Annotated in this window: 19 protein-coding genes and 1 pseudogene; 7 read left to right on the plus strand and 13 right to left on the minus strand. The window is 68.5% G+C overall.

The window, feature by feature from the left end; translation table 11 throughout:
- Positions 1 to 26: 26 nt before the first annotated feature.
- Entirely contained in the window at positions 27 to 2192 is a 2166-nt protein-coding gene (locus tag ACGFIF_RS35435) for an MMPL family transporter (protein WP_393160489.1), read from the minus strand.
- 79 nt (positions 2193 to 2271) lie between these two features.
- Here ACGFIF_RS35435 and ACGFIF_RS35440 point away from each other — a divergent pair, with 79 nt between their 5' ends.
- Entirely contained in the window at positions 2272 to 2598 is a 327-nt protein-coding gene (locus ACGFIF_RS35440) for a PadR family transcriptional regulator (RefSeq protein ID WP_393160491.1), read from the plus strand.
- On the opposite strand, the gene ACGFIF_RS35445 is transcribed toward ACGFIF_RS35440, so the two are convergent.
- From ACGFIF_RS35445 to ACGFIF_RS35460, 4 genes are all read right to left on the minus strand, one after another.
- Entirely contained in the window at positions 2578 to 3240 is a 663-nt protein-coding gene (locus ACGFIF_RS35445) for a permease prefix domain 1-containing protein (RefSeq protein WP_393160493.1), read from the minus strand. The genes ACGFIF_RS35440 and ACGFIF_RS35445 overlap by 21 nt on opposite strands.
- Before the next feature lie 30 nt (positions 3241 to 3270).
- On the minus strand, positions 3271 to 3675 hold the full coding sequence (locus ACGFIF_RS35450; RefSeq protein WP_393160495.1) for a DUF2784 domain-containing protein: 405 nt from the start codon (positions 3673 to 3675) through the stop codon (positions 3271 to 3273).
- Between the two features lie 5 nt (positions 3676 to 3680).
- On the minus strand, positions 3681 to 4337 hold the full coding sequence (locus ACGFIF_RS35455) for a GNAT family N-acetyltransferase (RefSeq protein WP_393160497.1): 657 nt from the start codon (positions 4335 to 4337) through the stop codon (positions 3681 to 3683).
- 73 nt (positions 4338 to 4410) lie between these two features.
- On the minus strand, positions 4411 to 4599 hold the full coding sequence (locus tag ACGFIF_RS35460) for a hypothetical protein (RefSeq protein WP_337000627.1): 189 nt from the start codon (positions 4597 to 4599) through the stop codon (positions 4411 to 4413).
- Between the two features lie 196 nt (positions 4600 to 4795).
- Between ACGFIF_RS35460 and ACGFIF_RS35465 the strand changes: the two genes are divergently transcribed.
- The 5 genes from ACGFIF_RS35465 (at position 4796) to ACGFIF_RS35485 (ending at position 9652) form a co-directional block, all read left to right on the plus strand.
- On the plus strand, positions 4796 to 6106 hold the full coding sequence (locus ACGFIF_RS35465) for a PLP-dependent aminotransferase family protein (RefSeq protein WP_393160499.1): 1311 nt from the start codon (positions 4796 to 4798) through the stop codon (positions 6104 to 6106).
- 144 nt (positions 6107 to 6250) lie between these two features.
- Positions 6251 to 7198, plus strand: a complete 948-nt coding sequence (locus ACGFIF_RS35470; protein WP_393160500.1) for a D-alanine--D-alanine ligase — start codon at positions 6251 to 6253, stop codon at positions 7196 to 7198.
- Positions 7199 to 7205: 7 nt separating this feature from the next.
- Complete coding sequence (locus ACGFIF_RS35475) at positions 7206 to 8090, plus strand: SURF1 family protein (RefSeq protein ID WP_393160501.1); 885 nt, start codon at positions 7206 to 7208, stop codon at positions 8088 to 8090.
- A 344-nt stretch (positions 8091 to 8434) separates the two neighbouring features.
- Positions 8435 to 8863, plus strand: a complete 429-nt coding sequence (locus ACGFIF_RS35480; protein WP_393160502.1) for an ester cyclase — start codon at positions 8435 to 8437, stop codon at positions 8861 to 8863.
- Positions 8864 to 9298: 435 nt separating this feature from the next.
- The gene (locus tag ACGFIF_RS35485; protein WP_393160504.1) at positions 9299 to 9652 is read left to right on the plus strand and encodes a DUF3817 domain-containing protein; all 354 of its coding nucleotides are present in this window, start codon (positions 9299 to 9301) and stop codon (positions 9650 to 9652) included.
- Between the two features lie 1797 nt (positions 9653 to 11449).
- Here the strand turns inward: ACGFIF_RS35485 and ACGFIF_RS35490 are convergent.
- Together ACGFIF_RS35490 and ACGFIF_RS35495 are read right to left on the minus strand one after the other, a co-directional pair.
- Positions 11450 to 12403 carry a ParB/RepB/Spo0J family partition protein gene (locus ACGFIF_RS35490; RefSeq protein WP_393160506.1) on the minus strand — a complete coding sequence of 318 codons (954 nt, stop codon included), beginning with the start codon at positions 12401 to 12403 and terminating at the stop codon, positions 11450 to 11452.
- A gap of 377 nt (positions 12404 to 12780) precedes the next feature.
- Complete coding sequence (locus ACGFIF_RS35495) at positions 12781 to 13716, minus strand: AAA family ATPase (RefSeq protein WP_393160508.1); 936 nt, start codon at positions 13714 to 13716, stop codon at positions 12781 to 12783.
- A 253-nt stretch (positions 13717 to 13969) separates the two neighbouring features.
- On the opposite strand from ACGFIF_RS35495, the gene ACGFIF_RS35500 reads away from it, so the two are divergent.
- The gene (locus ACGFIF_RS35500) at positions 13970 to 14284 is read left to right on the plus strand and encodes a hypothetical protein (protein ID WP_393160510.1); all 315 of its coding nucleotides are present in this window, start codon (positions 13970 to 13972) and stop codon (positions 14282 to 14284) included.
- A gap of 88 nt (positions 14285 to 14372) precedes the next feature.
- Here the strand turns inward: ACGFIF_RS35500 and rsmG are convergent, their stop codons facing one another.
- The 6 genes and pseudogenes from rsmG to rpmH all read right to left on the minus strand — a co-directional run bounded on the left by rsmG (position 14373) and on the right by rpmH (position 17831).
- Complete coding sequence (gene rsmG, locus ACGFIF_RS35505) at positions 14373 to 15044, minus strand: 16S rRNA (guanine(527)-N(7))-methyltransferase RsmG (RefSeq protein ID WP_393160512.1); 672 nt, start codon at positions 15042 to 15044, stop codon at positions 14373 to 14375.
- Between the two features lie 147 nt (positions 15045 to 15191).
- Entirely contained in the window at positions 15192 to 15707 is a 516-nt protein-coding gene (locus ACGFIF_RS35510) for a protein jag (RefSeq protein ID WP_393160756.1), read from the minus strand.
- Positions 15708 to 16027: 320 nt separating this feature from the next.
- Positions 16028 to 17002 (minus strand): annotated as a pseudogene (gene yidC / locus ACGFIF_RS35515) (membrane protein insertase YidC); the annotation flags it as partial.
- A 9-nt stretch (positions 17003 to 17011) separates the two neighbouring features.
- A complete protein-coding gene (gene yidD, locus ACGFIF_RS35520; RefSeq protein WP_393160514.1) occupies positions 17012 to 17323 on the minus strand; it encodes a membrane protein insertion efficiency factor YidD in 312 nt (103 codons plus the stop codon).
- Positions 17320 to 17667, minus strand: coding sequence for a ribonuclease P protein component (gene rnpA / locus ACGFIF_RS35525; RefSeq protein WP_393160516.1), 348 nt, complete (start codon positions 17665 to 17667; stop codon positions 17320 to 17322). The genes yidD and rnpA overlap by 4 nt, the downstream gene beginning before the upstream one ends.
- A gap of 26 nt (positions 17668 to 17693) precedes the next feature.
- A complete protein-coding gene (rpmH, locus tag ACGFIF_RS35530; protein ID WP_130386492.1) occupies positions 17694 to 17831 on the minus strand; it encodes a 50S ribosomal protein L34 in 138 nt (45 codons plus the stop codon).
- Between the last annotated feature and the right edge of the window lie 277 nt (positions 17832 to 18108).

The following is an 18108-nucleotide window of genomic DNA, read 5'->3' on the forward strand; positions in this document are numbered from 1 at the left end:
CTTGCCAGGGCACACGTCTGTCCGGACTACCTCTGTTCGGAGTAGTCCTTCTCGAGGGCGATCTTCGGGACGGCCCGGTCGAGTCCGCGCGGCAGCCACCAGGCGCGGTCCCCGAACAGCCGCATCACGGCCGGCACGATGATGCACCGGATCAGCACGGCGTCCAGCAGTACGGCGGTGGCCAGGCCGAGGCCGAACTGCTTCAGCATCCGGTCCGGGCTGAGCAGGAAGGCACCGAACACCACGATCATGATCGCGGCCGCCGCGGTGATCACACTGCCGGTGTTGGCCAACCCCTCCCGGACGGCCTCCTTCGCATCCTTGGTACGACGCCATTCCTCATGGATCCGGGAGACCAGGAACACCTCGTAGTCCATCGACAGACCGAAGACGATCGCGAAGATCATCACCGGGACGAACGCCTCGATCGGACCGGGCTGCGCACCGAACCAGCCCTGCTGGAAGACCAGCGTGATGACACCGAGCGAAGCCCCGATGCTGAGCAGGTTGAGCACCGCCGCCTTCAACGGGATCAGAATCGACCGGAACACCGCCATCAGCAGCAGGGCCGACAGTCCGACCACGACCAGGACGAAGATCGGCAGCCGATTGCTGACCGCCGACGCGAAGTCGTCGGCCGCCGCCGTCGCACCACCGACCAGGTAGTTCGCCTCGGTCCGCGCTTCGAGCGCGGGCAGCGTGTCGTCGCGCAGCCGCTCGACGAGCTCGCTGGTGGCCGCATCCTGCGGCGCCGACTTCGGGAACGCCAGCACGGTGGCGATCTTGCCGTCGGGTGTCAGTTGCGGCGGCGTGACCGCGGCGATGTTCGGATCCGCTTGCAGAGTCTGGCCGAGTTGCTGCGCCGCGGCCGCGTTCCCTTCAGAGACGACCACCAGCGGACCGTTGAAGCCAGGCCCGAATCCCTGTGCCAGCAGGTCGTACGCCTTCCGGCTGGTCTTGGCCGGGTCATCCGTCCCCGCGTCCGCGAACCCGAGCCGCATGTCCAGCGCCGGCAACGACAATGCGATCAGCGCGATCGTCCCGAGCACCAGCGGCACCCACGGACCCCGCTGAACCACAGCCGCGAGCTTCCGCCACCCGTCCCCGGGCGTACGACGCTTCTTCGCCGCGTGCTTGCGGACACTCTTCTCGATCCGCTTGCCGAACAGCGTGAGCAGAGCCGGCAGCAGACTCACCGCGGCCAGCATCGTCATTAGCACGGTCAGCGTGACTCCGAGCGCGACACCTTGCAGTGCACCGAGTCCGAGCGCGAGCAGACCGAGCAGGGCGATCACCACCGTGCAGCCGGCGAACATCACCGAGCGGCCGGCAGTGTCCAGGGCAACCATCGACGCGGTCGCCCGATCGGTGCCGTCCTTCAGCAACTCGTGGCGGTAGCGGGAGAAGATCAGCAACGCGTAGTCGATCCCGACGCCCAGGCCGACCAGCATCATCACCGGCGCGGTGTAGTCGGGCACGGTAAACAGATGTGAGGCCAGCACCAGCAGGCCGAGCGTGCCGCCGACGGCGAACACCGCGGTCAGCAGCGGAAGGGTTGCCGCGAGCAACGATCCGAACAGGAACACCAGGATCACCAGCGCGGCCAGGATGCCGGCACCTTCGGCCGCACCGCCCTCGCTCTCGGCTGCCGTCCGGGCCAGGTCGCCGCCGACCTCGACCTGCAGGCCGGGCCTGGCGAACTCCTGCGCCCGGTCGATGATCGTCCGGACGTCCTCGACCGTCATGTCCTCGACGGTGGTGTCCAGGCCGACCGTCGCATACGCCGTACGCCCGTCCTCGGACAGCGAGCCGGGTGCGGTGAAGGGGTCCGCGACGGAGGCCACGTGCGGGAGGTCCCCGACGGCAGCCAGCATCGACGCGACCCGCTGCTTCTCCGGCTGGAGACCGCCGTCCGCGTGCAGGACGATCTGAACCGACGCGGTGTCGCCCTGCGGCTGGTGCTCGCGGAAGATGTCGGTCACCCGCTGGGAGTCGGTGCCCGGGAGCGAGGTGTCGTTGCGGTAGCTGTCGCCGATCAGAGTCGAGGCCGCGGTGACGGCGACGAGGGCGACCACCCAGAGCGCCACGGCGAGGGCTGCGTGCCGCATCGACCAGCCGGACACCCGGTGCAGCAGCCCGGCTCGTCCACCTCCCTTCCCGGGCGGTCGGCGTACTGGAGTGTCCACGGTCATGGCTTGCGCCTCCCCTTGATAAGTAGATTCGCTACATGTTGCCTCTCGACAGTAACAGACATATGAGTAGACTGGCTACATGAAGGCGGATGCGCTGCGTGGACACCTCGACCCGATGATCCTGGCCGTCGTCGAGACCGAACCGCTGCACGGCTACGCGATCATGGAGGCGTTGCTGGAGCGCAGCGGCGGGGAGCTGGACCTGCCGACCGGGACGCTGTACCCGGCGCTGCGGCGCCTCGAGCGAGCGGGCTACCTGGCCAGCGAGTGGAGCACGGTCGGCGGGCGGAAACGCCGTACCTACCAGCTCACCAGCGCGGGGCAGAAGATGCTTGCTTCAGGCAAGCAGGAGTGGCTGACCTTTCGCGCGGTGGTGGAAGGGGTACTACGCCCGGGCCAGGCGTAGACAGCGCCCGGCCGAGATCGCGACGACCAGCAGCGGGAGGACGACGAAACCGCCGACCGCGCCGAAATCCGCCACCTGGTTGGGATGTGAGCTGGTGATGCCCATCCCGGTGCCGATCAAGCTGACCAGGACCGAGCTCACCAGGGCGAAGACGGCGGTCATCCGGCTGACCCGATCACGCACCACCGGATACCGCATGCCGATACCCGCCGCGATCACCGCGAGGAACGCACCGGCCATCGCCAGGCCGCCGACCACCTCGACGATCTGGCCGAGGAATGTGCCCACCGGGTTCGGCTCGACTACATCCTGGTTCCAGCCCCACAGGCCTTCCTTCCAGACCAGCGGCTGGGCGCACAGCACCAGGCACAGCATCACCGCGGTCCGCCGGCCCTGGCTGACCGCCAGCTCGGCGCGATAGCCGGGCGCGACCTCGTCGAGCTCGCCGAAGTCGGCGACCGCCTCTCGCTCGGCGTTGTCCCGGTCGAGACCGTCGGCCTCGAAGGCCTCGGTGGCGTCGACCAGGTGGTCCCGCGCCTCGGCCAGCAGGTCGGCCTTCCGCCGGCGCGGGCCGGGCAATGCGCGACTCAGGCCGGTCAGGTAGTCGTCGACCGGCGTGAGGGTGCTTCCACGGCTGGACACGCCTACCAGTATGGGCACGGACGGCTCAGATCACGTCCGGGGTTCCACTGAGTCGCCCCTGACCTCGCCCGCGGCGGCTGCCTTGCGACGGTGACGCAGGATGAAGAAGCCGATGTACCCGATGATCACCAGCGCGAAGCCGATCTTCTCGGCGGTCGGTGTCGCGCCCTCGGGCCAGATCCGGCCGTCCAGGTAGTGGTTGATGTAGCCGGCGTCGTAGACCGACTCGCCGCCGCGGCGGCGGAAGTACTTCTCCGACCCGGTCAGCGGGCAGTCGTAGTCGATCAGCACGATGGCCAGGTTCCAGACCACGATGGCGAGATGCGCCCAGATCACCTTCGGCCACTTCCAGGCCAGGAAGGCGCCGAGCACGAAGAACAGCAGGAAGGCCGCGTGCAGGATCATCATCACGTCGGCCAGGAGGCGCCAGATCATCGTCGTCAGCCTGTCGGTGTGCGGGTGAGAGCATCCCGGACCGTGACCGGTGCGGGTGGGGTGTGCTCGGGACGGATCGCGCCCATCAGTCGCTCCACCGCTGCCTCCATCTCACTGCGCCAAGTGACTGCGGAGCGCAGATCCAGCCGCAGCCGCGGATTCCGTGGATGGTCCCGCACGACGCCGAATCCGACGGCCCGGAGGAAGTCGGTCGGCCAGACGCACCCCGGCCCGTCCCACCGCGAGTCGCCGAACGCCTCGACCGCCCGGAATCCCCGCTTCAGCACGTCCTTGGCGACCGCCTGGACCAGGATCTTGCCCAGCCCGAGCCCCAGGTAACGCGGCAGGATCCGCCCGGTCGCCAGTACGACGGCATCCGGGCTGACCGGCGCGGTCGGGAAGGCCTGGATCCGGGGCAGGTACGTCGCCGGGGCGTACACCGCGAACCCGGCCGGCTCGTCGTCGACGTACAGGACGACGCCCGCACTGCCCCAGTCGAGCAGCAACTGGGACAGCCAGGCTTCCTTCTCCAGGCCGGTGTCGCCGGTCCGGGCCGCCTGCTTGGCGGCGACCGGGTCCAGCTCCCAGAACACACAGTCACGGCACGGCACCGGGAGCTCGTCGAGATTGGCGAGCGTGAGCGGTTCGAGCCGTCGGGCCATCAGCGTGCTTTGTCTCTGGTCCGGACTGTTACTTCCATCACGGTGCGTGTCGCCCTGGGTATCGTCGGGTCGCTCATCGCGCCGCCGGGGCGGGCGCCGGTGCCGGCTTCCGCGCATCCGGGGTCTCCGCCGCCTCCGGGGCGACGTACCGCTGTTGCACCTTTGCGGCTGGTTGCCGCCGGAACAGCTCGCCTGCGAACCCGGCCAGCACGCCCAGCAACAGTCCGCCGAGCGTCCAGCCGGCTGCCTTGCCCACGCTCATCCGATCCGCCTTCCGCATCCACCTCTCAGGCCGCACCGCACCGCCCGGCAGTCTCAGCAGCCAGATCACGGCATGGTCGAACCTGCCCCTATAAGGCATGGTAGTGAGAGGTCGCGCCGATCCACAGCCCAGGCACGCTTGGGTTGTCCGTCGTAACCTGGTGACTTCCCCCTCGATCACCTGTTGGAGTGGCTCCGTGAGTGCTGACCTGCCCGATGTCCGGCAGACCCGTCTCGACAACTACGTCGATCGGTACGCAGCACGGACCAAGGGCATGACGGCCTCGGAGATCCGCGCCCTGTTCGCCGTCGCCAGCCGGCCCGAGGTGGTCTCGCTCGCGGGCGGGATGCCGAATATCGGCGGCCTGCCGCTGGACGTGGTCGGCAGCGCGGTCCGCGACCTGGTGATCGACAACGGGCCGACCGCGATGCAATACGGCTCCGGCCAGGGCGATCCCACGTTGCGGGACCAGATCTGCGACGTGATGCGGCTGGAGGGGATCGACGCCCACCCGGACGACGTCGTCGTGACGGTCGGCAGCCAGCAGGCGGTCGATCTGGTCACCCGGGTGTTCTGCGACCCGGGCGATGTGGTGATCTGCGAGGCGCCGTCGTACGTGGGTGCGCTCGGCGTGTTCCGCGCGTACCAGTGTGAGGTCGTCCACGTCGCGATGGACGACGACGGCGTCGTACCGGAGGCGCTGGAGCAGGCGATCGCGGCCGTCCGCGCGGCCGGGAAGCGGATCAAGTTCTTCTACACGATCCCGAACTTCCACAACCCGGCCGGGGTCTCGCTGTCGAACGAGCGACGGCGGCGGGTGCTGGAGATCTGTCAGCGAGCCGATCTGCTGGTGCTGGAGGACAACCCGTACGGGCTGCTCGGGTTCGACGGGGATCCGTACCGGGCGCTGCGGGCCGACGACCGTGAAGGTGTGATCTACCTCGGCTCGTTCTCGAAGACGTTCGCCCCGGGGTTCCGGGTCGGCTGGGCGGTGGCCCCGCACGCCGTGCGCGAAAAGCTTGTGCTGGCACAGGAATCGGCCACCCTGTGTCCCCCGGTGTTCAGTCAGCTCGCCATCTCGTCGTACCTGACCCGGCACGACTGGCTCGGGCAGGTGAAGCAGTTCCGGGAGATGTACCGGGAACGTCGCGACGCGATGCTGGCGGCGCTGACCGAGAAGATGCCCGCGGCAACGACCTGGACCAGGCCGGGCGGCGGGTTCTATGTCTGGCTCACCCTGCCGGACGGACTGGACGCGAAGGCGATGCTGCCGCGAGCGGTGACCGCGCGGGTGGCCTATGTGCCCGGGACCGCCTTCTTCGCGGACGGTTTCGGCTCTCAGTGCATGCGGCTGTCGTACTGTCATCCGACCCCGTCGCGGATCGTCGAAGGGGTCGGCCGGCTGGCCGCGGTGATCAACGAGGAGCTCGAACTGCGGCAGACATTCGGGCCGATGACACCGGGGCCGAGGCGCGACTACGACGCTCCTGGTCCGGAGCTGAGCTGAGCTTGCCCTGGTCCGCTGCGCAAAGGTTGCGCAATGGATCTACGGGTGCCCGGGGGTCTCTGACGCGGTAGCGGTACCGTTCCTGTGGGCCTCGGGACCGGCGGACCGAGCCGGAGTCGCCCACGAGTGATCGGGATATTTGTGATGAGTGATCTGGGTCGAGTGCTGGTACTAGCCGGTGGACTGTCACACGAGCGGGACGTCTCGCTCCGGTCCGGCCGGCGGGTCGCCGACGCCCTGCGCAGCGTCGGCGTGGAAGTCGAGCAGCGCGACGTCGACGCCAACCTGGTCGAACGGCTCCGCGACGATCCGCCGGACGCTGTCTTCCCCGTCCTGCACGGCGTCACCGGCGAGGACGGCGCACTCCGCCAGGTCCTCGACCTGTACGGCGTCCCGTACGTCGGCGCCGCCGCGGCAGCCTGCCGGACCGCTTTCGACAAGCCGGTCGCGTCGACCATGGTCGGAGCGGCCGGGCTGAACACGCCTGCGTCCGTGGTGCTGGGGCACGACACGTTCCGCGAGCTCGGCGCCACCGCGCTGATGGAGGCGGTGATCCACCAGGTCGGCCTGCCGCTGGTGGTGAAGCCGGCCCGCGGCGGTTCCGCTCTCGGCGCGTCGATCGTGCGGTCGGTGGACGAGCTGCCGTCGGCGATGGTGAATTGCTACGCCTACGGACCGGTGGCGCTGATCGAGCAGTACATCGACGGGACCGAGGTCGCGGTGACTGTTGTGGACACCGGCGACGGGCCGCGGGCGTTGCCTGCGGTGGAGATCCGGCCGGACTCCGGGTTCTACGACTACGAGGCGCGGTACACGGCCGGCGCGACGCAGTTCGTCGTACCTGCTCAGGTCGGCGCCGATGTGGCGGAGGCGTGCGCCAAGGCGGCGGTCACCGCGCATGAGGCGTTGGGGCTGCGGGACCTGTCGCGGTCTGACCTGGTCATCGACGCGTCCGGTGTGCCGTGGTTCCTGGAGGTGAACGTGGCGCCGGGCATGACGGAGACGTCGCTGGTGCCGTTGGCCGCGGAGGCCGCCGGGATCGAGCTTGGTGTGCTGTGCCGCGACCTGCTGGCTGCCGCCGCGGCTCGTTGAGGTTCTGATGTCCGCAGGGGGTGTTCGGCCGCCGCTTTGGCGGGTGGTGCTGACGCCGCGCTGGTTGGGGCTGCTGGTACTGGCGCTGGCGATCGCCGCGGTGATGTCGGTGATGGGCGTGTGGCAGCTGGAGGTTTACCAGTCCAAGACCGCGGCCGCGACAGCCAAACGAGCCGAGGGCGCCCCGATCGCCTTACAGTCCCTGTTCTCCATCGACGAAGGCCTCCCAGCGAAGGCAGTCGGCCGCCGCGTCACGGTGTCCGGCGAATGGGGCCCAGCCAAGGACCAACTGCTCATCTCCGACCGTCGCCACGGAGACCAGGACGGCTTCTGGGTCGTAACCCCCCTCATGCTGAACACCACCAGCGCTGGCTCTCCTAGCGCGGGTGCTGTGATGGTGGTCCGCGGCTGGGTCTCATCCGTCACGGATCCGGCCACCAAGGCACCCTCCGGCCCAGTCGCACTATCCGGCGCCGTAGCAGCCTCAGAAGCCCAGGACGCCTCCGGCGACGCCGCCAACGGCCGCGTCCTACAGTCCCTCCGGATCCCAACCATCGTCCACATGGTCGACTACCGGATCTACGACGCATTCGTCGTACAGTCATCGATCGACTCCGGCACGACGCCCCAGCCCGCCCCGGCCGTCGTACCAGCCCCCTCTCCCCCAACCGACCACGCCGGCCTACGCAACGTCGCCTACGCCTTCCAGTGGTGGATCTTCGCCGCCTTCACTCTCTGGATGTGGACCCGCATGGTCCTAGACACCCGCCGCGCCGAGGCTGACCCCACCGAGGCCAACCCCTCCGACTCCGACCCCGAGCCCTCCAACCCCGAGCCGGACGACGACCCGGCCGCGGACGCAGCCCCGACCCGGCTTCGGGCCCAGGCCTAGCCTCGGACGCCACGCCCCCGGCCCCGGCACGGGCTCGGGCTTCCGGCTCGGTCCCGGGCTCAGCCCGGGCCGCGGGCTCGCACGCGGCGTCGGGCCGAGCGTCGGGATCAGGCTCGGGCATGGACTCAGGCTCGGGCACGGGCTCAGGCTCGGGCACGGGCTCAGGCCTGACTCGTGCCACCTCGTCGGGTGCGTGATGGCGGCAGGGCTGTGACCTGGGGTTTGTGGTCGCTGGTGGGCTTTCGGGGTGACTAATCGGGCGGTTGTACCGTCAAGGGCGGTAAGCGCAAGCTAGTCAGACGAGGCTTTCACCCAGGCGGAACGTCAAGCGAGGCAGACATCCCATGTCAACGGAAGAAAACAAGACGATCCTGCGCGACTCGTACGAGGCGATCTTCAATCAACACGAGGTGGATCGCGCCGGCGAGTTCTACGCGCCGGACTATCTGGACCATGACGGCCTTCCCGGGCAGGCGCCGGGACTGGACGGCGCCAAGCAGAAGTGGGCGGGGTATTTCGCCGGTGCCCCCGACCTGCGTCGCACGATCGAGGAGATGATCGCCGAGGGAGACAAGGTCGCGGTGGCCTGGACGGTAGAGGGGACCCACGAAGCCGAGCTGCTCGGCATTTCGGCCACCGGGAAGCCGTTCCGGCTCAGCGGCATGAGCATCTACCGCCTGGCAGAGGGCAAGATCACCGAGCAGCGCGAGTGGTGGGATCGTCTGGCGTTGATGCGGCAGCTAGGCGTTCTTCCCAACCCCGACGGCAACTAGGACCGCCAGGCAGAGCGATCCCGTCACGGGAGCCCATCGAATCTAGGAGCCCGCCACCCTCACAGACCACCAATGGAGTTGGCAGTCCTCTCCGCCGGTAGCGTCGATCGCGACTCAGTGGGGTCCTGGATGCTGTCGATGAGTCGCCCCGCTGACCGGTGTATCAATCAGGCAGCTGGTGCGAACGCCGCGCTCCCTGCGGTCGGCCACCGCCAAGACTTCGCCAGCCACTCGCTCATCGCCGAACCCAACTCACCCGACACGCCGAGGCCATCCGGAACACCCCTAGCCGGGTGACTAACGTGGCACGACTCAGGTCAGGCTCGGGCACGGGCTTGGCCACGGACTCACCCGAGCGTCGGACTCAGCTTCGGTGTCGGACGGGCGTGCTGACCAGGCCGAGGAGCCTGTGGAGCCAAGCGGTACCGTTTCAGCGTGACTTCACCAGCCGACCCCGCCACCTCCGCCACCCCGCAGCCGCTCACCCCGGCCGTCCGCGGCGCCCTCACCCGCTACCGCGTGATCGCGTACGTCGTCGGCGTGATGCTCCTGCTCCTGCTCTTCGTGGCGATGCCGCTGAAGTACCTGGCCGACGACCCCAGCGCCATGGACGTCATCGGCCCGATGCACGGCTTCCTCTACGTGGTCTACCTCCTTGCCACGTTCGACCTCTTCCGCCGCGTCCGCTGGTCCTTCACCCGCCTGGTCCTCATCGCCCTGGCCGGCACCATCCCCTTCCTCTCCTTCTACGCCGAACGCAAAACCACCCACGAACTCCTCCCCAACTGACCGACCCGCGCGATGTTTCACATGAAACATCCACCGCAAATCCCCAAATCTCTTTATCGACAAATTCTCGGCTCGGCCACCCAAACCACCCCCAGCCGCCCCGGGCCACCAGGCGACCGCCCCAGAACCCCAGAATTCCTCTGAGAGCGCGATTGTGAGCACCCTGAGGCCCCAGCCTCACCACGCATCCGCAGCCCTCCGGAGACCCACGGCCGCCCGGCGAGCCCTCCACCAAGCACACCGACGCCATCGCCTACTACTCCGCCCTTGAATGTGTCTGGCAGGCAAAGCCCCAGGAGCAACACCACCGGACACACGCAGCTTGGCGCCGGAAGCTCGGACGCTCACAATCGCGCTCCCAGAGGAATTCCGCCCTCAGCCGACTGACGATCCCGCCGACCCGGCCCAGCGACGCCGGCGCACATCCCGCTCCCGGCGCCCTACGCCCACAGACCCAGCGTCGCTTCGTCGGGCCCCAGGCGTCGGCGTCCCGGACGATGAGCAGCAGGGCCGATCCCTGGCTGCGCACCCCAGGCTCACCTGCGGGGACCCCTGCCTGCACAACGCGAGCCGGCTGTCCGCACGCTACGGCGTCCCGCTCTGAGCAGACCGGCCAATAGCCCGAGCTCTGCAGGCCGACGCTGTTGTCCCGGCAGTACACACGAATCGCGGTGTGCGGCGCTGGGCTCCACGCTGTGCAGCGCTAGGCGCCGCGGTTTGCGACGCTGCGCGGCGCACCATGCGACGCGGATCGCGACCTGCGACGCGAGCCAGCCATCTACGCGGTACGACGGTCCGCACGCCAGCTGGCCGCGCCGCTCGGTCGGACCCGCACCCTCCGGCGCGGCGACTGAGCAGCCCACCGTCGACCCGCTCTCCGCAGTCCGCCTGCTCGCTCGGCGCTGGGCACTCCGCGCCGTGCGAGAGCCGCGACCTGCCGCCGCACCACAGCCCGCGCGACTGTGGCCACGCGGACTGCGCGGCGCTCGGGTCGACGGCACGGCGCTCGCGTGGACTGAGCGCCCTGGGCTCGAGAACGTAGGCCCAAGCCCTCCGACTGCTGCAGGGCGCCGCGCTGGGCAGTGGGCCGCGCCGTGCGGTGCAAGGCGGCAATGTGGGCGATCCCTCCCCCGGCTGTCTGCGGCGCAGAACGACGCGCGGCCTGGTGCGTCGTGCGTGAGGCACCGGCTAGTGCGCAGTTCGCGCTGGACGCCCCCCATGGCCCGAGGACGAGAGCGCTGCGCACGTAGTGCGTCGCCTGGCGCGTGTGGGCCCCAAAGATGCCGCCGGCGTCGATGGGGTCGTTGGTTCGGACGCGAGTGGTCTGGTGCTGACGGGGTTGGAGTCCGCCGGGCCCAACGAGCTCGTGGCTGCTGCGGCTCCTGCCGGCTGCGTTCGCGAGAGACAAGAAGGCGCAGCCGAATCCCCGCGCAGCGGCAGGCAGCACGAAGAATGCCCCAAGCCAGACTGTGCAAGTACGACGAGGGGTGCGATTCGTTGGCGCGCAGCGGCGAGGATCCGGTTCGCGGTTCTCCGCGAAGGCGCAGCCGCGGGAAGGCCGCAATCGCGGCGCTATGCCTTGAGTCGGCGTAGCGGTGTCCCAGGCCCGCCTGCACCTCGGCCCGACCGCATCCCGGCCGCGCACGCCCGGCCTGCTGCACCCTTCCCGCAGCCCGGCTCTGGTGCACAAGGCGCTGCCTTGCTCTCCATCGCGCCTGGTCCGGGGGCGGTTCGGCTTGGGGTTCATGGAAGCGACCCCGAACCCGGGGAGGGGACGGGGCTGTTGGAGGTGGCCTGTTACGAGGTGGGCTTGTTGGGGTCCATTAGGGTGACGATTCGTTCTAGGTCGTCTAGGGAGGCGAACTCGACGGTGATCTTGCCTTTGGTTTTGCCTAGGTCGACCTTGACGCGGGTTTCGAAGCGGTCAGAGAGGCGGTCGGCTAGGTCGACGAGGCGGGGGGCGACTGGCTTGTTGCGGCGGCGTTGGGTGGGCATTGGGTCGTCGGCGTTCATGTCGCCCAGGGCGACGATCTCTTCGACGGTGCGGACCGAGAGGCCCTCGGCGACGATGCGTTGGGCGAGGCGTTCGATCGCATCGCCGCTCGGGAGGCCGAGGAGTGCGCGAGCGTGTCCGGCGGACAGGACACCGGCGGCGACGCGGCGCTGGACCGAGGCCGGGAGCTTCAGCAGTCGGAGCGTGTTGGAGATCTGGGGGCGCGACCGGCCGATGCGGGTGGCGAGGACTTCCTGTGTGCAGCCGAAGTCGTCGAGCATCTGCTGGTAGGCGGCCGCCTCTTCGAGCGGGTTCAGCTGGCTGCGGTGCAGGTTCTCCAGTAGCGCGTCCCGGAGCATCACGTCGTCCGAGGTGTCGCGCACGATGGCCGGGATCGTGGCCAGTCCGGCCTGCTGGGTGGCGCGCCAGCGGCGCTCGCCCATCACCAGTTCGTACTTGTCGTGCTCCAGTCGGCGTACGACGATCGGCTGCAGCAGGCCGATCTCCTTCACCGAGTGGACCAGCTCCTCCATCGCCTCTTCGTCGAAGACGGTGCGCGGCTGCTTCGGGTTCGGGGTGATCTTGTCGACCTCGATCTCCGCGAACGACGCTCCCGGTACGGCGGCCAACTCCGGTTCCACCCTGATCGGCGGTGCGCCGGGAATCGAACTGGACTTGCTGCCGAGCGTCGTAGTGCTACCGGGAGCGGGCGTGCTGGGAATCAGCGCACCAAGTCCGCGTCCGAGTCGGGTGTTCATCGCGCTCCCTCGAGTTCGACAACCTGCTGAAGTTCTTCCAAGTACTGCTCGTACCGCCAACCAGTGACGTCGCTCGTTTCACGTGAAACGCCGCCCCGCCACCTGCACGGCACTAGCTGCCTGAGCAACCGTAACTGGTCCCACCCGCCACTTCGACGCACGTCCACCCGAACAGTCACCTGTCGTCCGTTTCACGTGGAACGGCCACCACGGCGTTCGATATGGACCGACGGCTAGGCCAACCCGCCCGACGGACCGGTTTCACGTGAAACGAGGTCGGCGGAGTTTCACGTGAAACAGCCACGAGCTCACTTCCACCAGGCCGACATGCGACGCGCCGGCCGAGAGCGACTCGGCCGGCGCGCGGTCGGTTCGGATCAAGCGTTGTTGCGCATGGCAATCTCACGGGAGGCCTCCAAGTAGGAGAGGGCTCCGGCGGATGCCGGGTCGTACGCGAGCACTGTCTGCCCGTGGCTCGGAGCCTCGGAGATCCGGACCGAGCGCGGTACGGCGGTGCGGAGGACGGCGTCCCGGAAGTGACCACGGACCTCGGCTGCGACTTCGCCGGCCAGCTTGGTGCGGGCGTCGTACATCGTGAGGAGGATCGTGGAGACGTCGAGCCCAGGGTTCAGGTGCGACTTCACCATGTCGATGTGGCGGAGCAACTGGGACAGACCCTCGAGCGCGTAGTACTCGCTCTGGATCGGGACCAGTACTTCGCGGGCCGCGGTCAGCGCGTTCACGGTGAGCAGGCCGAGCGACGGCGGGCAGTCGATGAAGACATAGTCGTACTTCTCGCCGGCGGCCTCGGTCTCGGCCAGGTGCGCGTCGAGGGCTCGCTTCAGCCGGCTCTCGCGGGCGACGATGCTGACCAGTTCGATCTCGGCGCCGGCCAGGTCGATGGTGGCCGGAACGACCTGGATGCCGGGGTGCTCGACGCACGGCTGGAGCAGCTTGCCGAGCGACTCGCCCTCGATGATGGCCTCATAGACGCCCGGGGTGCCTTCCGAGTGGTCGATCCCCAGTGCCGTCGACGCGTTGCCCTGCGGGTCCAGATCGATCACTAGGATCCGGGCGCCGTACAGCGCGAGGCCGGCGGCGACGTTCACCGTCGTCGTCGTCTTTCCGACGCCGCCCTTCTGGTTGGCGACCACGAAGACTCGGGTTTCGGCGGGCAGCGGGAACTCTCGGCCCATCGTGCGTCCTTCATTCACCAGCAGGGTCCGTTCGGTGGCGGCGGCGATCGGAGTCTCGAGAAGTCGTCGCTGAAGCTCGTCCGAGGTGGCCCGCGCGGCGATCTGTGCGGCAGTCATAGCGCCCATTCCGATAGGTGCGGGACTTGGCCCGAAGAGGATGTCAGTTGGGGTCGGGGCGGGTCTGCCCCCAGCTTCGTCCACAGGCCTCTGTGGACGAATTCCCGTGTGCGAGGGCAGTTTCATGGGGTCGTCATCCACAGGTCGTGGAGACTCGTCGAAGTCGTGGTCGGCGTCTACCAGTGACGCCGATTCACCCCGGTCACCATCATCTCGCGGCTGCTCCGTTTCACGTGAAACGGGTGCCGCGTCGGTGGGTGGGCTGAGGTCCAAACCGGTTGCTGCTGCGGCCCGGAGAGCAGAGCTGTCGACCGGCGCGCTGTTCGGGGCCGCGGACGTCGGGGCGGCACTCGGCGCGGTGGTGGCCGGTGCGGACGGAGACGGCGCGGTGGTGGCCGGCGCAGAGGGGTACGAGGCCGAGGCCGCGTCGCCGGGGGTCCGGGTGGTAGCTGGGGCCGGCTCGTCGGTGATGGTCGGGGCGGCGGCTGAAGGGGCTGCAGGTGCGGCCGGAGGAGCTGTGGCGGTGTCCGTGGATGGGTCAGAGGTGATCAGGCGGATGGCGGTTTGAGGGTCTGATGGCCAGCCGATGCCTTGCGCTGTTTTCGGCTCACCGGTGCTCTTCTCTGGCCAACCGAGGGCACGACTCACCAACCCGCTCACCTCCCGCGTCTTCCGTGCCGGGATCCCCCTGCAGCACGTCCGGCCACAATACTCACGACAGTCGTCGGCTGGGCCAGTTCATCCACACCGAGTTGATGAATGTGCCAGACCTCGGCCCCGAGAGCCTCGAGTTCGGCTTCGGACGCGTCCAGTTCCTCCTCGGCGGACGACCCCTTCATCGCCAGCATCAGTCCCCCTTCGGCGCACAACGGCAGGCACCACCCGGCCAGTTTGCCCAAGGGAGCCACCGCGCGCGAAGTCACCACGTCGTACGACGCCCACGGAAGATCCTCGGCCCGGGACCGGACGACGGTGGCGTTGCCGAGGTCGAGTTGCTCGACTGCCTCCTGGAGGAAGGTGGTGCGCCGGAGCAACGGCTCGACGAGCGACACCTGGAGATCAGGACGGACCAGGGCGAGCACGATCCCGGGCAGGCCGGCCCCGGTGCCGATGTCGGCGACCGTCGAATCCTCCGGGATCAACCGCTCGAGGACGGCACAGTTGAGCAGATGCCGGTCCCACAGCCGCGGCACCTCGCGCGGGCCGATCAGACCCCGCAGTGTCCCCTCGGTCGCGAGCAGTTCGGCGTACGCCGCAAGCCGGTCCGCCGCCCGCGGAAACAGCTTCTCCACGAGCGGCGGCGTTTCACGTGAAACGTGTTCGGTCACAAGCCAACCACTCCCGAGCCCAAGGCTCTCTCAGCCGACGAAGGTACGGCGCCCCAGTGCGAGCGGCGCAAGACAAGAACGGGTCCGGCCCTCCCTGCGGAGGATTGCCGGACCCGGCCTCGAAGCGGCGTGGCCATCATCTACGGTTCACACCGGCTGGACCACAACACGCCGGCGGGGCTCCTCGCCCTCGGACTCGCTGGTCAGGCCGGCGGCCGCGACGACGTCGTGGACGACCTTGCGTTCGAACGGCGTCATCGCGTCGAGGCGCACCGGCTCGCCGGTGGCCTTCACCTCCTCGACCGCCTTGCGACCGACTTCCTCGAGCTCGGCCTTGCGGTTCGCCCGGTAGTTCGACACGTCCAGCATCAGCCGGGACCGCTCGCCGGTCTCCCGGTACACCGCAAGCCGGGTCAGCTCCTGTAGCGCCTCCAGCACCTTGCCGTTCTCACCGACAAGGTTGTTCAGCTCCGCGCCGACGATCGAGACCGCGGCCCGGTCGCCGTCGATGTCCATATCGATATCGCCGTCGAGATCGGCGATGTCCAGCAACTCCTCGAGGTAGTCGGCCGCGATGTCGCTCTCCGCCTCGAGCGCCTTCAGACGCTCGTCAGCGGTGCCCGTCTTGACGTCGGACTGCTCCGCCGCCTCGGTGTTCTGCATGCCGTCGGTCACGGCCAACTCCTTCACGATCTCGAGATCCGCCCCACGGGGACCCAGGTGTACAAGCAGGCAGGGTTACCGGCGCCGGCCGGTCAGCGGGAACCGCCGGACTTCTTCTGCGCAGCCTTCTTCTGCGCGGCCGACTTGGCCGCGGGCTGGCGCTTCGGGGTCGCACCCTTCTTGCCGGCCGGCTGCTTCTTGGCAGCACCGGCCTGAGTCTTCTTGGCCGCTTCCGGCTTGGCGTTCGAGGACGCCTGGCCGTTGCTCGCGGCGGTCTGCTCGTCGGCCGAACCCGTCGCCGCCGGCTGCGCACCGCCACCCTTGCGGTTGCTGCGGGACTGCCGCTTCGGTTGCTGCCGCTGCGCCGGACGACGGTCCGTGACGGTGTCCGTGTCACCCTCGGCGCCCGCCAGGCCCTCGTCGGCCGGGCGGCCGGCGCGCAGGTTGTGCTCGCGCTTGCGGGCCTCCATGGCGTCGTACGCCGGAGTGCCGGGAGCCGGGTTGCGGCGGATCACGTAGAACTGCTGGCCCATCGTCCACACGTTCGAGACGAACCAGTAGATGAGAACACCGATCGGGAAGTTGAAGCCACCGATGAGGAAGAAGATCGGGAAGACGTACAGCATGATCTTCTGCATCTGCGCGGCCTGGCCCTCGAGGGCCTCCTTCGGCATGTTCTTGCGCATCAGCTGCAGCTGCGTGATGAACATCGTCGAGGTCATCAGGATGATGAGCACGATCGCGACGATCTTGACGTTCAGGGCGCCTTCACCGCTGGCGCGGAGGAAGGTCTGCGAGATCTCCGCGCCGAAGATCTTGGCGTGCCGCAGTGACTCGACGTGCGGCTCGATGATGCTGCTGTGAGCCTCGCCCTTCGAGGCGCCGTCGAGCACCCGGAACAGGGCCAGGAAGACCGGCGACTGGAGCAGCAGCGGAAGGCACGAGGAGAACGGGTTGGTGCCCGTTTCCTTGTACAGCTTCATCATTTCCTGACCGAGCTTCTCCCGGTCATGGCCGTACTTCTTCTGCAGCTCCTTCATCTTCGGCTGCAGCAGCTGCATGTTCCGGCTGGAGCGGATCTGCCGCACGAACAGCGGGATCAGCAGCGTCCGGATGACGATGGTCAGACCGGCGATCGACAGTGCCCAGGCCCAGCCGCCGTTCGGGTCCAGCACCTGGCTCCACAGCCAGTGCCATCCGACGAGCAGGGCCGAGACAGCCCAGTACAGCGGCGTCATGACGGCGTTGAACAGGTCTACGATCCCGTCCCACAACGCAAGCTGGGGGATGGCCAGAAGAGTCACTCAAGCACCTCGCTGCACGGGCCCGGCGTCGGCGGACGGTCCGGGCTGGTTGGCGGAGATCGAGTCTCCGCGCTGGTCGACATCTTTGGGTGGAACGGGGTCGTAGCCGCCGGGGTTCCACGGGTGGCAGCGGACGAGCCTTCTCGCCGCCAGCCAGCAACCGCGCACCGCACCGTGGCGCTCGACCGCCTCCAGGGCGTACGCCGAACAACTCGGGTAGAACCTGCACACCTGCCCGTACATCGGGCTGACGAAGGTCCGGTAGAGCTTCAGAAAACCGATGATCCCGCTCTTCACGGGATTGATCCTCATCGTGGCCCCTGCAGCCGGCTCAGCGCGCCGTCCACATCCGCGACCAGTTCGTCGTACGACGCCGAGGCGGACGACGGGAGGGCACGGACGACGGTCAGGCTGCCGGCCGGCAGATCAGGGAGCCGCGTGGCCATCACGGCACGCAGACGGCGGTGGACCCGGTTCCGCAGAACCGCGTTGCCCACCGCCTTGTTCACCACGAATCCGACACGAGCGGGCTCGGCCATGGCCTCGTCCCGCCGGAACAGATGAACCACCACCGCGCGCCTGCCGGCCCGCCGTCCGGATCGGACAGCGCGCCGGAAATCGTCGGACCGGCGCAACCGGTTCGACGCAGGTAACACGGGGTGGTCACCGTCGAGGAGGTCGCTCAGGCCGCGAGGCGCTGGCGGCCCTTGCCACGGCGGGCGGCGATGATCGCGCGACCCGCACGGGTGCGCATCCGAAGACGGAAACCGTGCTTCTTGTGCCGACGACGGTTGTTCGGCTGGAACGTCCGCTTGCTCACTGGAATGACTCCGGTTACTCGAGATCACAATTGTCGACAAATCCACTGATAGATCTGCCGCTGGTGTAGTCCTGCACACCACCACTCAAGAACCGAATGTGGTCCCGCAGCGAGCGCAGCACGAAAGAGCCGGCTCAACACCGACTGATCCACGGTACGTGGCCGCCTGTGGACAGGTCAAACCAGTCATCCCCAGGGTTTTCCACAGGCTTGTGGACAGAATAGTCGGCACACGAGCGGTCAACTGGCCGTCACCGTCGGCTCCCTCATCATGACT

The organism is Kribbella sp. NPDC049174, from assembly GCF_043197365.1.
GTDB lineage: Bacteria > Actinomycetota > Actinomycetes > Propionibacteriales > Kribbellaceae > Kribbella.